Annotated in this window: 13 protein-coding genes; 7 read left to right on the top strand and 6 right to left on the bottom strand. The window is 67.4% G+C overall.

Going from position 1 to position 15,252, the window contains the following annotated elements; all coding sequences use genetic code 11:
- Positions 1-129: 129 nt before the first annotated feature.
- Positions 130-882 carry a phosphopantothenoylcysteine decarboxylase gene (locus RIA68_00640; GenBank protein MEQ8315938.1) on the top strand — a complete coding sequence of 251 codons (753 nt, stop codon included), beginning with the start codon at positions 130-132 and terminating at the stop codon, positions 880-882.
- Positions 879-2,585: a pseudouridine synthase gene (locus tag RIA68_00635; GenBank protein MEQ8315937.1), complete on the top strand. Its 1,707-nt coding sequence runs from the start codon at positions 879-881 to the stop codon at positions 2,583-2,585. Before RIA68_00640 ends, RIA68_00635 begins: the two co-directional genes overlap by 4 nt.
- Here the strand turns inward: RIA68_00635 and RIA68_00630 are convergent.
- Genes RIA68_00630 through RIA68_00620 form a run of 3 tightly spaced genes read right to left on the bottom strand, consistent with a single transcriptional unit; the run spans position 2,579 to position 4,867 of the window.
- Positions 2,579-3,559, bottom strand: a complete 981-nt coding sequence (locus RIA68_00630; GenBank protein ID MEQ8315936.1) for a hypothetical protein — start codon at positions 3,557-3,559, stop codon at positions 2,579-2,581. The two genes, RIA68_00635 and RIA68_00630, sit on opposite strands and share 7 nt — an antisense overlap.
- 6 nt (positions 3,560-3,565) lie before the next feature.
- A complete protein-coding gene (locus RIA68_00625; GenBank protein ID MEQ8315935.1) occupies positions 3,566-4,213 on the bottom strand; it encodes a YceI family protein in 648 nt (215 codons plus the stop codon).
- 60 nt (positions 4,214-4,273) lie between these two features.
- Positions 4,274-4,867, bottom strand: coding sequence for a thioredoxin family protein (locus tag RIA68_00620; GenBank protein MEQ8315934.1), 594 nt, complete (start codon positions 4,865-4,867; stop codon positions 4,274-4,276).
- A gap of 349 nt (positions 4,868-5,216) precedes the next feature.
- Here RIA68_00620 and rpsB point away from each other — a divergent pair, with 349 nt between their 5' ends.
- From rpsB to RIA68_00605, 3 genes are all read left to right on the top strand, one after another.
- Complete coding sequence (gene rpsB, locus RIA68_00615; protein MEQ8315933.1) at positions 5,217-6,068, top strand: 30S ribosomal protein S2; 852 nt, start codon at positions 5,217-5,219, stop codon at positions 6,066-6,068.
- 106 nt (positions 6,069-6,174) lie between these two features.
- Positions 6,175-6,990 carry a translation elongation factor Ts gene (gene tsf / locus RIA68_00610; protein MEQ8315932.1) on the top strand — a complete coding sequence of 272 codons (816 nt, stop codon included), beginning with the start codon at positions 6,175-6,177 and terminating at the stop codon, positions 6,988-6,990.
- Positions 6,991-7,012: 22 nt separating this feature from the next.
- Positions 7,013-7,609, top strand: coding sequence for a hypothetical protein (locus tag RIA68_00605; GenBank protein MEQ8315931.1), 597 nt, complete (start codon positions 7,013-7,015; stop codon positions 7,607-7,609).
- A 3-nt stretch (positions 7,610-7,612) separates the two neighbouring features.
- Here RIA68_00605 and mnmG read toward each other — a convergent pair whose 3' ends face one another.
- From mnmG to RIA68_00590, 3 genes are read right to left on the bottom strand one after another with little or no spacing between them, the layout of a single operon-like run.
- Positions 7,613-9,535, bottom strand: a complete 1,923-nt coding sequence (mnmG, locus tag RIA68_00600; protein MEQ8315930.1) for a tRNA uridine-5-carboxymethylaminomethyl(34) synthesis enzyme MnmG — start codon at positions 9,533-9,535, stop codon at positions 7,613-7,615.
- Positions 9,536-9,560: 25 nt separating this feature from the next.
- Entirely contained in the window at positions 9,561-10,241 is a 681-nt protein-coding gene (locus tag RIA68_00595) for a response regulator transcription factor (protein ID MEQ8315929.1), read from the bottom strand.
- Positions 10,238-11,899: an ATP-binding protein gene (locus tag RIA68_00590; protein MEQ8315928.1), complete on the bottom strand. Its 1,662-nt coding sequence runs from the start codon at positions 11,897-11,899 to the stop codon at positions 10,238-10,240. Before RIA68_00590 ends, RIA68_00595 begins: the two co-directional genes overlap by 4 nt.
- A gap of 336 nt (positions 11,900-12,235) precedes the next feature.
- Here RIA68_00590 and RIA68_00585 point away from each other — a divergent pair, with 336 nt between their 5' ends.
- Entirely contained in the window at positions 12,236-14,449 is a 2,214-nt protein-coding gene (locus RIA68_00585; GenBank protein MEQ8315927.1) for a GC-type dockerin domain-anchored protein, read from the top strand.
- Between the two features lie 84 nt (positions 14,450-14,533).
- Positions 14,534-15,163 carry a hypothetical protein gene (locus RIA68_00580; GenBank protein ID MEQ8315926.1) on the top strand — a complete coding sequence of 210 codons (630 nt, stop codon included), beginning with the start codon at positions 14,534-14,536 and terminating at the stop codon, positions 15,161-15,163.
- Positions 15,164-15,252 lie beyond the last annotated feature (89 nt).

Below are 15,252 nucleotides of genomic sequence, written 5' to 3'. Positions count from 1 at the left end.
GGCGGTGCTCCCAGACAGCGTACGCCCGGAGGCCGCCGCTGGGGCGGTGCTAGCAGACATTGCACCGGTCCAACCTCCGCCAAACCTAGCCTTGACCGCCCCGAGCGCCGCCTCCCTCTTCGAGCCGTCATGCCCAGCCGTACTCCATCGCATCGCCCGCACGAAGCCGCGCCGCCCTCGGTGCTCATCACTGCGGGGCCCACGCACGAGCCGATCGACGCGGTCCGCTATCTGGCCAACCGATCATCCGGCCGTCTCGGGCTCTCGCTGGCCGAAGCCGCGCGGGGGCAGGGATGCCGGACGACGCTGCTGCTCGGGCCCGTCGGCGGACTCGGAGATGTACTGACCAATACCCAAACTGGGCCCGCGAACGCCGACCCTGAGCAAGCACCAGATTCGGGGCCTGCCGTGCATCGGTTCCGCTCGTCGACCGATCTCGAGGCCCTGCTGACGCGGGAATCGCCCGCGTGCGACGTGCTAATCATGGCGGCCGCGGTCGCCGACTATCGGCCGACGAGCCCGGTCGCCGGCAAGCTCCCGAGGACCGGCGAAACCCTCACGCTTGCGCTCGAGCCCGTGCCAGACCTGCTGGCGATGGCGACCAAGACGCTCAAGCCGGGGGCGATCGCGATCGGCTTCGCCCTCGAGGAAGATGCCGGAAGCCACGAGCGTGCGATGGCCAAGATGGCGCGCAAGGGCTGCCACGCGATCGTGCTGAATCCGCTGGCGACGATGGACTCGCCGGGCATCGACGCGACAATCCTGTTCGCCGACGGGTCGCCGCCGCTCGTGCCCGGCCCGCTCTCGAAGGACGCGTTCGCCCGCCGCCTGATCGAGGTTTCGCTTGGCCTGTGGGCGCATCGTCAAGGATCCGCATCGTGAGCCCAGCCCCTCGCAAGCCAGCCGGCCAGCCGCGCAACGGCGGCGGCAAGCCCAAGCGCAAGCCGCCGCGTAGCGACCGCTCGCAGCACGTCGAGTTCCGGCCCAGGCAGCACGTGCGCGGCTCGAGCCCCCGGCCCAAGGCGCCGCAGGTTCGGCCGACCATCCTGGGCGAGCACGACGGCGTGGTGGTGGTCGAGAAGCCCCCGGGCATCGTGACGGCCGACAAGGACCCCACCCGCGACTCGGTGCTCGCGCACGTGAAGCGGTGGCTCAAGAACACGAGGCCCGACGCGCGGGTGTGGGTCGTGCACCGGCTCGATAAGGACGCCAGCGGGCTTCTGCTCTTCGCGACCACGCCCGAGGTTTACGCCTGGCTGAAGGAAGACCTCCGGGCCCACCGTGTCGAACGGGAGTACACGGCCGTCGTGAGTGGCGCGCCGGAGTGGCAGGGCGAGCTCACGCTGGCGGATCGCTTGCTCGACGGGCCCGAGCACCGGACGGTGCTGGTGGCGCCGCCGACGTCGACGACGGCGCGCAACGCCGTGACGCACGCCAGGGTGCTGCACGCGGGCAAGGGGCGCGCGATGGTCACGCTTCGGCTGGAAACCGGCCGGCGGCACCAGCTCCGCGTGCAGCTCAAGCACGCCGGGCACCCGATCCTGGGCGATCGCCTCTATGGCCCCGAGCCCACGCCGGCCGAGAAGAAGAACAAGAACCTGCGCCTATGCCTGCACGCGAGCAAGCTCTCGCTGCACCACCCGGGCACGGGCCAGCGGCTCGTGTTCGAGTCGCCCCCGCCTGCCCGGTTCTACACGCTCGTGGGCGAGAAGGCGCCCGACGAGTCGATCGAGAAGCCCAGGGAACCCGGACCCAAGCCCCAGCAATCGGCGGCCAAGGGCTGGGACCACGTGGCCGCGTGGTACGACAAGCTGGTGGGCGAGGGGCAGAGCGACCACCACTCTGCGGTCATCATCCCGGGCACGCTGCGATTGCTTGACCTGCGCGAGGGCGAGCAGCTGCTCGACGTTGCCTGCGGCGAGGGCGTGCTGGCGCGGGCTGCGGCCCAGCTCGGCGTACGCGTCACGGGCGTCGATGCGTCGGGACGGTTGATCGACGCCGCGAAGAAGCGAGCGGGAGGTTTGGAAGGCTATGAGACTGGCGATGCCCGGCAGCTCGACGCACTGAAGCTGGGCGGCGAGTACGACGCCGCGGCTTGCATCATGGCGCTCATGAACATCGACACGCTCGAGGCGGTGTTCCGAGGCGTGGCGCAGTCGCTCAAGCCGGGCGGACGGTTCGTGGCCGTCGTGCTGCACCCGGCGTTTCGCGCGCCGGGGCAGACGAGCTGGGAGTGGGATGAGCATGAGAGTTCGGGTCCGGGGCGAACCCCCAAATCAGACCAGCGGCAGTACCGCCGCGTCGATGGCTACCTCACCCCGTACGCGCACCCGATCGTGATGAATCCCGGCGCCGCGGCCCGTGGCCGTCGGCCCGTGACGACGACGACCCACCACCGCCCGATGCAGGCCTATGTATCGGCGCTGGCGCGCTGTGGCTTCGTGATCGAGGCGCTCGAAGAGTGGCCCAGCCAACGGCAGAGTGAGCCCGGCCCCAGGGCCGACGAGGAGAACCGGGCCCGGCGGGAGATTCCGCTGTTCCTGGCGTGGCGGGCTCGGCTCGCGCCGACGGCCGAGGGTCAGTAGCCGTAGTCCTCGGAGGCCGATTCCTTCTTGGTGAACGCGGCGTGCTGGACGAGCGTCGCGGCGACCAACGGCGCTCCGACCACCACGATCACGAGCAACGCGGGCGTCCACCAGCTCTTGAGCCGGGGGACGACGAGGGCCGCAACGCCGCAGCCCAACGCGGCGATCAGGAGCAGCGCGACCGACCACTCGGTCAGCAGCGGCGAGCCCACGGTCCGGCCCAGCAGCATCCACACGCTGATGGCCATCGCGGCCAGCACGCCCAGCCCACGTACGACGACGTGTCCCGCCGAGTGCGCGTACAGGCCCAACGCGATCGCTCCCGACACGAGCACGGCCTGGACCATGCCCGCCTGCTGGGACGACACGCTGACGCCGAAGTGGAAAATGATCGCCGGAATCGTCACGAGCAACGCGGCGAACACGACAACGGGTACGGGCCGCGTGACCACGCCGCGGTCGAGGTTCGCCAGGCGGTTCAGCAACACCTGCACCAGGAACGCCGAAACGCCGATGGCGGGCGCATCGAGGGCGATGTCGAGCGCCAGGTTCTCGGTGAACCACAGCGGCTCTCGGATGCCGTAGCTGATCGCCACGCCGCCGAGCAGGCACAGTGGCAGCGCAAACCACCACCGGGCCGGCCCCGCCGCCACGAGCGCCGCGACGATCGCTCCGATCGCTACGAGCGCGGGCGTGCGCAGGTTGACGTTCTCGGGCCACCAGCCGTCGTAGCTCTCGACGAGGCGCATCGAGAGCACGGCCCCCGCCCCGACGAGCAGCGTCGCGACGAGGACGATGCCGCGCTCGACGGCGCCTCTGGGGGTCATCGGCCACCGCTTGAACGGCGGCGCCGTCGGCGGGGGCAGCGGGCCGCGCTTGAGCGCTACCAGCAGGCCGGCCAGCAGCAGCACGAGCGTGGCGATCACGCCCGGCACGACGCCGCCGTACAGCGCAGCGTTGATGCGAGGATCCATGCGGCGCTACTGGGCGGCCTTGACGAACACGGTCAGCTCGACGGTGTCGCCGAGCCCGCCGTTCTCGATCGCGGTCATCATGCCGAAGTCGCTGCGATCGAAGCTCATGGTCGCCTCGAAGCCCGAGTACGGCTGGCCGCGGAAGTCGGCCTCGCCGGTCTTGGTGATGGTTGCCGAGACGGGCAGGGTCTTGCCCAGCAGGGTGAGCTCGCCGTCGACGGTCACGCTGCCGTCGCCGTTGGCGGTGCCGCCGTTGGCCTTGAACGTGCTCGTGGGGAACTGGCGGACGTTGAAGTAGTCCGGGGCTCGGAGGTGTTCGTCGCGGGAGTTGTTGCCCGTGAGCACGCGCGTGACGTCGATGGTCACGTCGATGGACGCAGCCTCAGGGTTCGAGGGATCGAGGTCGAGCGTGCCCTCGATGCCCGGGAAGATGCCGTGGAAGGGCGACGACCCACCGTGCATGATGCGGAACACCACGCCCGAATGCACGCCGTCGATCTCTCCCGCAGCCGCCGCTGCAGTAAACGACGCCGGCGTGATCGCGGCCGACGCCGCGGCCGGGGGCTGGCCGTTGGACAGGACCGCCACGCCGGTCGCGCCGATGGCGCCCAGGGCGACCAGGCCGCCGCCTGCGAGGATCTTTCGAATCTGCATGTCGATGATCTCCAAAGAGGGTTCGCTGCTCCCACGGGGGGTGTGCGGGCAACCGATGGCTCAGCGGGCGTATTCCGGCTCGTTGCCGGGCTTCCACTTGATCGAACAGCCGATGCTCGGCTTCTGGGGCCAGTCGATGGGTTCGCCGGTCATGACCGCCTCGATGGCCATCCGCAGGTCGCGGCCGGTCACGGGCTCGTCGGTGCCCGGGCGGCTGTCGTCGAGCTGGCCGCGGTAGGCCAGCTCGAAGTTCGCGTCGAACACGAAGAAGTCGGGCGTGCACGAGGCCTGGTAGGCCTTGGCCACCGACTGGTCGGCGTCGTAGAGGTAGGGGAACTCGAAGCCCTGCTCGCGGGCGATCTCCGCCATGCGTTCGGGGGCGTCGTCGGGGTGGGTGTCGACGTCGTTGGGCATGATGGCCACGAACGCGACGCCCTTATGCGTGCAATCCCGTCCCAGGCGGGCCAGCTCGTCCATAACGTGCTTCACGAAGGGGCAGTGGTTGCAGATGAAGGCCACCACCAGCACCTTGGCACCCTGGAACCCGTCGAGGTCGATGACGGTGCCGGGCGGGTTCGAGCCCGAGTAGTCCAGCAGGCTGAAGTCGGGGGCCTTCGAACCCAGGGGCAGCATCGTTGACTCGACGGGCGGCATGGCGGGGTCTCCTGGCGGAAGCCAAACTCGGGGATGGGCGTCGGCCTCAGCCTATGGCCGTCGATCGGGTGGGCGCATGCAAGGGCAGGCCCCTCGGCAACGGCTATACTTTGCCTCGGCACGGTGGTCCGAGTGTGCCGACGCGGGCAATCCCGAACCCCGAGTCTCGCCCCATTCGTTCGGAGGCGGGCTTACGGGATGGGAGCCGGCGCTTTTTTGATTCCGGAGCGGCCGAGTCCGGCCGTCCCACGAGAAGCGCCCTGGGCGGGGCACCCTTGAGGCCGGCACGTGCCGAGCGTCGGGGTCGGGCCTTGCTACCGCCGGTGACGCTGCACGAAAGGCTCTCGCCATGGCCGAAGCAACCGAAAACTCTCTCGTCAAGGACCTCATCGAAGCGGGCATCCACTTCGGCCAGCGCTCCAGCGCCTGGAACCCGAAGATGAACCGCTACATCTACGACCGGCGCAACGGTCTGCACATCATCGACATCAAGGAGACCGTCAAGGGCCTGCTGCTGGCCAAGCGGTTCCTGGCCAAGACGGTGTCCGAGGGCAAGGACGTGTGCTTCGTGGGCACGAAGCGCCAAGCCAAGGACATCCTCGAAGAGCGGGCCAAGGACGTGGGCATGCACTGCGTGACCGAGCGCTGGCTCGGCGGCATGCTGACCAACTTCCGCACCATCCGCACGCGGCTGAAGCGGCTCGAAGAGCTCGAGGCGATCGAGCAGGAAGACAACTTCGCCAGCTACTCCAAGAAGATGGAGAGCCAGCTCCGCCGCGAGATGACCAAGATCCGCCGCAACCTCGACGGCGTGCGCGGCATGGACAAGCTGCCCGGCGCCCTGATGATCATCGACGTGAAGCGCGAGATGACCGCCATCCGCGAGGCCCGCAAGCTTGGCATCCCCACGATCGCGCTCATCGACACCGATGGCGACCCGGACGTGGTCGACATCCCGATCCCGGGCAACGACGACAGCATGCGATCGATCGATGTGATCATCCGCGAGCTGTGCAAGGCCGTGTCCGAGGGCAAGCAGGGACGCAGCGTGAGCGAAGCCGCCAGCGACAAGGACGAGAGCGCCGCCGAGCAGCCCCGCCGCCGCAGCCGCCGGGCCCAGTACTCGGCCGATGCGCCCACGCCCACCCCCGCTGCCGAGGGTGAGGCCGACCAGCCCGCCGCGACGGCTACCGAAAACTGAGCCACTCCCCCGCGGCCCCGCTCCCGGGATCGCGGCCCAACACGAACCACGAGACACCCGCCGACCCCGAGCAGCGGTCGGCCCATCGAGCCGGAGAAGACTGAGCATGGCACAAGTCGAAGTGAGCGCAAAGGACGTCATGAAGCTGCGTCAAAAGACGGGCCTCTCGATGATGGAGTGCAAGAAGGCACTCACCGAGGCGGGCGGCGATCAGGACGCCGCCGAGGAGCTGCTGCGCAAGAAGCTCAAGGGCAAGATGGAGACTCGGACCGATCGGGCCGCGGGCGAGGGCCGCATCGGCGTGGCGATCGACGGCGACAAGGCCGCCATCGTTGAGATCCGGGCCGAGACCGACTTCACCGCCAAGAACGAGAAGTTCGTGCAGATGACCCAGGACATCGCCAGCGCCGCCAAGGACGCCGGGGCCGGTGAGGTCGCGATGCCCGACTCGGCGTCGGGCACGCTCGACGAGATCCGCATCACCACCGGCGAGAACATCAGCTACGCCCGCGGCAAGGCCCTGCAGGGCGGCAAGTTCGCCAGCTACGTGCACCACGACGGCAAGACGGGCGTGCTGCTGCAGGCCGAGGGCGACGTCGATGACTCGACCATGAAGGACATCTGCATGCACATCGTGGCGGCGGTGCCCACCCCCGCGGGCGTGAACCCCGACGACGTGCCGGCCGAGCTGGTGGAGAAGGAGCGGCAGTTCCGCCTTGCCCAAGCCATGGAGAGCGGCAAGCCCCAGGAAATCGCCGAGAAGATGGTCGAGGGCGGCATGCGCAAGTTCTTCGAGACCGTCGCCCTGGTCGAGCAGCCCTTCGTGAAGGACCCGGCCACGAAGATCAAGGACCTCGTGGGCTCCAAGGGCAAGCTCGTGCACTTCGAGCGGTGGGTCGTCGGCGAGACCGCCGAGGACTGAGCCGGACCTAACATGGGCCACCATGGCCGCCACCCACTCTCGCAACCACAACGAGCAGTACACCATCCGGGCCAAGGTCTTCGACCTTGTCCCGCAGTTTTTTATTACCGACCGCGACGGCCAGATGGTCGGCTACTGCCGACAGAAGCTGTTTAAGTTCAAGGAGGAGATCGTCCTCTTTACGGACCGCTCGCGTGATACCGAACTCTTGCGCATCAAGGCCCGACAGATCATCGACTTCGGCGCGACCTACGACGTCGTGCTGCCCAACGGCCAGTCCATCGGCTCGCTCCGGCGCAAGGGGCTCAAGAGCACGTTCGTACGCGACGAATGGATGGTCTTTGACGACCGGGGCGAGCAGATCGGCACGCTTCGCGAGGATTCGACGTTTCGCGGATTGCTCCGCCGGACGATCGACGCGGCGGCGACGTTCATGCCCCAGAAGTACTACCTGACCGATATGAGCGGCGGCGAGATCGCCATCTTCCGCCAGCACTTCAATCCGTTCGTCTTCAAGATGGGCGTGGCCGTGCTGCAGGATAGCGAGCAACTCGATGACCTCATGCTCATCGGCATCGGCGTGCTGACGGCGGTCATCGAGGGCCGCCAGAGGAGTTAACGCCTAGCCCTGCCGGCCGACGAGCACCGCCAGCAGCGTGAGATCGGCCGGCGTCACGCCCTCGAGCCTGGACGCCTGGCCGAACGTCGCGGGACGGAAACGATCGAGCGATTGCCGCGCCTCGGTACGCAGGCTCGACATCGTCTTGTAGTCGACGTGCGAGGGGATGCGGCGACGCTCCATCTCGCGCTGCCGCTTGATCTCGTTGGCCTGCCGCTTGATGTAGGGCTCGTAGCGGTGCTCGGCCGCAACCATGCGGAGCACGCGCGGGTCGAACGATCGGCCTGCGATCTGCGAGACGTCGCGCTCGAAGCTGGCGTCGTCGTACTGCGGTTGGCGGAGCGCGTGAGACATTGGTCGGCCGTTGATGGTTGCCGAGGCAACGAGCGAGCGGAGTGCATCAGCTTCGCTCGTACTCCGCTCGAAGCTCTCGATGCGCTGCCGGCCGATCTCGGTCGACTGCAGCAGGCCGAGCTCGATCGCCTTCGGCGTGAGGCGCTCGGCTGCATTGTCGCTCCGCAGCAGCAGGCGGTGCTCGGCCCGGCTGGTAAACATCCGGTAGGGCTCGACCGGCGTCCGCGTCACGAGGTCATCCATCAAGACGCCGACGTAGGCCTCGTCGCGGCCGAGCACGAAGTTGGCCTCGTAACCGCTCGCGAGCAACGCCGCGTTAATGCCGGCAACGAGGCCCTGGGCCGCCGCCTCTTCGTAGCCGCTGGTGCCATTGATCTGTCCGGCGAGGAAGAGCCCCTCGTACCGCTTGGTGCGGCCGGTCGCCTCGATCTGGTGCGGGCGGACCATGTCGTACTCGACGGCGTAGCCCCAGCGGTAGACGCGGGCCTTCTCGCAACCGGGCATGGTGTGGACGACGACGTCCTGCACGTCGGCGGGCAGGCTCGTCGCGATGCCGTTGCAATAGACCCAGTCACTCTTGAGGCTCTCGGGCTCGAGGAAGACCGTGTGCGACGTGCGCTCGGCGAACCGATGGACCTTGTCCTCGATGCTCGGGCAATAGCGCGGGCCGGGCGCGAGGTCGCCGCGGAACATCGGTGCTCGGTGCAGGTTCTGGCGGACGAACTCGTGGGCCACGGGCGACGTGCTCGTCTTCTTGCAGGGCGTCGGCGTCAGAACGGGGAAGTGCGGCGCCGCCACGCCCCCCACCGTCCAGCCGACCGCCTGTCCAGGCAGCGGCGTGAGGCGGCTGAAGGGCTCGGGGCTATCGTCGGGCGGCTGGTCTTCCAGGCGATCCCACTCGATCGAGGACTTCTGGATCCTCGGCGGCGTTCCCGTGCGAAGCCGGCCGAGTTCGAAGCCAAGCCTGGTGAGCTCCGCCGAGATGCCAACGGACGGCGCTTCGCCGTGACGGCCGCCGGCCGACTTCTGCTCGCCGGTGTGCATGAGCCCGCGCATGAACGTCCCGGTGGTCAGGACGACGGCGCTGGTGCGTAGTTCCGCAGGAAAAGAGCGCTGCTCGCCGGTCCCCGGCCCGAGCCGGACGCCGACCACGCGATCGCCCTCGAGCACGAACGCTTCGACCGCCGCTTCGATGATCTCGATTTCCGGACGGGCGTCGAGCATCGATCGGATGGCCCGCGGATAGGCCAGCTTGTCGCTCTGGGTGCGCGGACCCCGAACGGCCGGCCCGCGGCTGCGGTTGAGCAGCGCGAAGTTGATGCCCGTCGCGTCGGCCGCAAGCCCCATGAGCCCGCCCATCGCGTCGATCTCGTTGACGAGTTGGCCCTTGGCGAGCCCACCGATGGCCGGGTTGCAGCTCATCGCTCCGATGGTGTCGATGCGGAGCGTGACGAGCGCGACGGATTTCTCGCCGCCCAACAGATTGGCGACGGCCCACGCGGCTTCTGCGCCAGCGTGTCCGCCGCCGATCACGATCACTTGATGCTCATGGCCCGCCGACTGGCTCGTCATACAGCCAAGTGTAGAAGCGAGCCGGTCAGACCGTGCTGGTGTCCTGCTCGGCGCAATCGGTCGCCTCGGCCACGCCGACGGCGACGGCCATCTTGACCAGGCACGGCAGGGTCCGGGCCCGCATCTTGCTCATGACCCGAGAGCGGTGGACCTCGATGGTCTTCTCGCTCAGGCCCAGCTTGGCGGCCACCTGCTTGTTGGCGTAGCCGTCGACCACCAGCTCCATGACCTCACGCTCGCGCGGGGTCAGCTTCTCGAGCCGGCCACGGATGCCAGCGACGCTGGCGGCCTGCGAGCGTCGTTCCTCGTCGACTTCGATCGCGCGGGAGATCTGCTCGAGCAGTTCCTGGTCGCGGAAGGGCTTCTCGAGGAAGTCGATCGCGCCGCGCTTGAGTGCCTGCACTGCCATGGGGACGTCGCCGTGGCCACTGATCATGATGATGGGCAGCTTGACGCCACGCCCCTTCAGCATGTCGAGCAACTCCATGCCGCTCGTACCGGGCATGCGTACGTCGAGTACCAAGCAGCCGGGCGCGTCGCCCGAGAATTCTTCGAGGAACGCGTCAGCGTTTGAGAACGGTTCGACGTTGAGGCCGACCGACTCGATCAACCAGCGGAGCGAGTCACGCATCGACGGATCATCGTCGACGATGAACACGGTCGCCGCCTTGGTCATGGGGGTTTCTTCTGTCTGTACCTGGCTCATGCGACGCCTCCTTGGTTCTTGGATCGTGATGAATGTTGGGCGAGCGAGTCGCCCCGTTCGGCGGTCCGATCTCCGTTGATGCCTGCGGCCCGCTGATGCGCAGGCAGCCGAAGCTCGAACAACGCCCCTTCGCCCTTTGCGTTGCACGCGGTCAAACGACCGCCGTGCACTTCGGCGATGGTCTTGCTGATGGACAGGCCCAAGCCCATCCCCTTGCTCTTCGTGGAAAAGAATGGCTCGAACAGCCGGCCCTCGACGCCGTTGGGCAGCCCCTTGCCGTTATCGGAAACCGCGAGACACACCATGTTCTCGTCGTCCACGTACGTCCGCACGCGGACGATGGCCGGCGAGCAGCCCGCAGCGAGAACCGCGTCCCGCGCATTGCGCAGCAGGTTGAGCGCCACCTGCTGGATCTGGACTTCGTCGGCACGGACGATCGGCAAGTCTTGGGCGAGCTCGGCTCGGAGCCGGACCTTCGCGCTCTCGGGGCTCGCCTTGAAGAACTTGATTGCCTGACGAACCGAGTCGTTGAGCGACATGGGCTGGTATTGGCATGAAGTCGTCGACGCGAAGCCGCGCATCCGCTTGATGATCCCGCCGGCGAACTCGGCGAGTTCGGCGCAGCCCCGCACGGTCTTGATGAGCTGCTCCCGATCGATGGTGCCCGCCTCCAGGCGGCGCAGGCATCCGTTCATGTAGTTCGTGATGGCACCCAGAGGCTGGTTGAGCTCGTGCGCGATGCCGCTGGCGAGCTCTCCCAGCGAGTTCTTCTGCCACTGGTGCGTCATCTCGTCGAGTTGCTGGCGGTGCTGCTGCTCGGCACGCTTCGACTCGGTCAGCGACTCGTGCGCGACGACCGCGTATCTCGTTCCGCTCCACTCGAATCCAGAGGCTCTCACCTGAAACCAGCGTTGCTCGTCCGGGCTGTCGCACGGATACTCAACGTACGTGGCCGACTTCTGGCCGGCGAGCACGGATCGAAGTCCGCTCGCGACGGCGTTGGCCTCGATCGCGGCTTCTCCGTCGGCCTGATCGCACGCTTCGAGGTAGTTCGAGCCGATGCACGCGTCGTCTGATTCGAGACCGTTGAGGCGTGCGAATTCACGCCAGGCCTTGTTGACCGCCATGATCCGGCCCGAGTTGTCCAGCAGCGCAACCTCGGCCGGCATGACGTCCAGCGCGGCCACGAGCAGTTCCATCGTGCCGCCCGCTCCGCCGCTCAGTCCGGCCTTGATATCGCCGGCCGCGGGGCCACGATCGCGCTCGATCATCAGCAACCATGCCGCGTCCTCGGACCCGGGCTGGCGGACCAACTCGACCCGAACCTCCCGGTTGCCCGCATCTCGCAGGCAACATGCTCGGCATTCGCGGAGCGCGTCGGTCATCTCGGTGCGAACGTGCTCGTCGACGCCGAATGCCTCCAATGCTGCAGAAGGGTTGCCCAGGCTGCGGGCGATCGCGTTGGCCCAGTCGACCACCATCTTGCCGTCGCTCCACCGCACGGCGTAGGCCGGCGCTGGATGACACTCCAAGAGCCGCGCCGACGCCGTCGTTGGCGTCGCGTCGAGAGGCTGGTCGGGTTGCTGGTCGTTGCGGATCATCGGGTCGAAGTTGCGTTGTGGGCGTGCGTTCTGGTTGCGTGGCGAAGATGGGCTCATCGTGGCCACCCCCTATTCAAGAACCACCCCCGAGGGCCATGCGGCCGAAAGAGGGCATTCCCTATACGATGCGGTGAACTCTTACGGGTGATCAGGTATTCCGGCCGACCGCCAGAGCCGGCATGCTCCCGGGCCATGCAGGGGGTAACGGGTCGCACTGCGGCCTTGTAGCATTAGAAGGAGGGAGTTCAGGGGTGGGACTGTCAGGTCCCAGAACCTTGTGAGCCCCGTCAATTATCCGCATTTTCCTCCCGGTTGCGGGGGGCTGCTGGTACACTGGACCAGCGGACCGGTACAGAGAGATCACGATACACCCAATTTCAGAGGAGAGCACCCATGCCGATGCAATTCCGTCGCGCGGCCTCTTTGGCTGCCGCGGCTGGCCTTGTTTTCGCCGCAACGGCGAACGCCCAAGGCACTTGCCGCGCCGACCTTGACGGAGACGGCGAGTTGACCGTCTTCGACTTCCTGGAGTTCCAGAACCTGTTCGCGGCTGGCGACCTGCGCGCCGACTTCGACGGCAACGGTCGCCTGGACATCTTCGACTTCCTGCAGTTCCAGAACGAGTTCGCGATGGGCTGCCCGACGGGCGAGATCGTCTCGGCCGAGCTGGCCTCGGAGGACCTGTCGCAGTTCCCGCATGCCGACTACGTCAAGGCGTTCCAGGCCGATCGGTCGTTCTGGGTGTCGATCGACCCCGGCGTGGTGACGCCCCCCACTGGCGTCGTGGACGTTTACATCGTCGAAGACAAGACCGCGTCCGAGTGGGGCAGCGATCCTTCACTGACTGATGCCCGCGGCTTCCCGCAGCCCGGCACCTTCGGCGGAGGCGCCTCGACCGCGAACAACCAGCTCGAGCAGGGTGGCATTGCCTTCCTCAACGCCGACGCTGGCGAGAACCTCGGCGTTCCCTACGACATCGTGGTCGATGCCAACCGCAACGGCATGCTCGACGAGGGCGACATCATCGATGGCCTCGATGATGCCGGCATGTGGCTCTTCAAGGACTTGACCACGCTCGGCCCGGCCGCCCGGACCCGCGTGGAAACCTACACGGCATCGTTCCCGGGCATCCCGGGCAGCCGCAACCAGCAGCGCCTGACCTACCCGAGCGACATCGGCAGCCGCACGGACGTGCCGGTCGTGATCATCGCGCACGGCAACGGCCAGGACTACCGCTGGTACGACTACATGCATGATCACTTCGCCAGCCACGGCTTCGTCGTGATGAGCCACCAGAACGACACCGTTCCGGGCATCGAGACGGCCAGCGAGACGATCCTGCGCCACACCGACTACTTCTGGGGCAACCTGGCGACGATCGCCGGCGGCGCTCTGAATGGCCGCTTGGACAAGAGCAACACCTCGTGGATCGGCCACAGCCGTGGCGGCGAGGGCGTGGCCCGCGCGTACGACAAGCTGCTCGACGGCGCGTACAACCCGGTCAACTACGACATCTCGGACATCAACCTCGTGTCGAGCATCGCGCCGACCGACTTCCTGCTGACGACGCGTTCGAACCCGCACGGCTCGAACCACCACCACATCGCCGGTTCGGGCGATGGCGACGTGAACGGTGGGCCGACCTCGCCCATCGTCCAGTACTTCGCCATCTATGAGCGGGCGAACACCGAGGTGGGCGACAACCAGCGCACGAACACGTACGTGCTCGGCGCTGACCACAACGACTTCAACTGCTGCGGCTTCAACGACTACCGCGGACCGGCTGCCTTGCAGATCGGTCGGGCGGAGGCCCAGCAGGTTGCCAAGATCGCGTGGCTGGTGCTGATCCAGAACGCGGCCCGCGGCAACGAGGTCGCCATGGAGTACGTCCAGCGCGAGAAGGAGTCGACCCGACCCCTGGGTGTCCGCAGTTCGACCAACGTCGTCAACGAGTACAAGGCGCCGTTCGACCTGTCCGAGAAGACCATCATCGATGACTTCCAGACGCAGTCGTCCTCGACGATCGCCAGCTCTGGCGCGACGGTGAGCTTCAACGTCACCAACTTCACCGAGGGACGCCTGGACGACAACAACACGTCGTTCACGTGGACCGCGTCCGACCCGATGAACGGCATGACCCGCGGTAACAACGGCGGCGATCAGACCCGTGGCATCGTGTTCGACTACAACATCGACCGCTTCCTGCAGTGGGACCTGCTCGGCACGGCCCAGTTCACGGACTGGACGCAGTACAGCACGCTGAGCTTCCGGGCCTGCCAGGGCACGCGTCACCCCGATACCGTGGCGATCTCCGCCAACCAGACCTTCACGGTCACGGTCATCGATGGCGACGGCAACAGCAGCTCGATCAACATCGGCGCCTACGGCAACGCGGGCCTGAACGAGCCCTTCCCCCGCACCGGCGCCGGTTCGGGCGCGGGCTGGGGCAACGAGTTCGAGACGTTCCGCATCAACGTGCAGGACTTCCTGCGTGACGGAACGACCCTGGACCTCTCGAACATCGACCGCGTCCGCTTCGAGTTCGGGCCGTCCTTCGGCTCCAACCGCGGCCGCATCGGGTTCGACGACCTGGAACTGCTCCGCTAACCCTGCACCTCACCACGGGGTCCGCGTCCTTCGGGACGCGGACTAAACTGAACGATCACCGATAACAATCGGAGTCAGAGAGCCATGAAGTTTCTGAACACCACGCTCGCGGCGTCCGTCCTGGCTGCTGCCGTCGTCGTCGCCGCTCCCCCGCAGACGCCTGCAACGCCGGCGGCGGTGCAGGACATCGTTTTTGCCCAGCCGTTCACCCTCGACCAGGGTGAGGTCAGCACCTGGCGCGCCGAGCGCCCGGTCGTCGACAGCGGCTACATCATCGTGCTGAAGGTCAACCCCGACCTGGTGTACCCGCGTCAGAGCGCCGAGCCGGTGCTCTACGTCGGCGACACCACCGCGCAGCGCCTCAACGTTGGCTATCGCTCGGGCCATGTCGTCGCCGTCGTCGGCGCCGAGATCACCGGCGAGCAGGCCATGGACCTGAGCAAGGTCAAGATCTGGTTCGGCACGCCCGAACTGCCCGAGCGCGTCGATGCCAACCGCATCGCGCAGGAGTCGGCCCTGGCCGACGCCGCGGGCATCAAGCCGTTCTCGGCCGACAAGATCGACGGCCTGCTGGCCCAGAACGAGACGCTGAGCGAGCAGTCCATGGCCGGCATCCTCGACGATGTCGCCGCCCAGATCCGCCGCTTCAGCCCGCAGGAGGAAGAGGTGGCCGTCGCCCTCGAGGCGAGCTCGGGCCAGACCGCGGGCAACTGAGCCCGACCCTCTGCTGACGAGTCCGCTCGTCGGCCGTACCTGATTGACACACGCCCCGTGGTCGAAAGGCCACGGGGCGTATTTCGTGC

The sequence above is a fragment of the Phycisphaerales bacterium genome (genome assembly GCA_040217175.1).
GTDB lineage: Bacteria > Planctomycetota > Phycisphaerae > Phycisphaerales > UBA1924 > JAHCJI01.
Note: the sequence above shows the minus strand (reverse complement) of the source record. Positions and strands in the feature narration are given on the sequence as shown.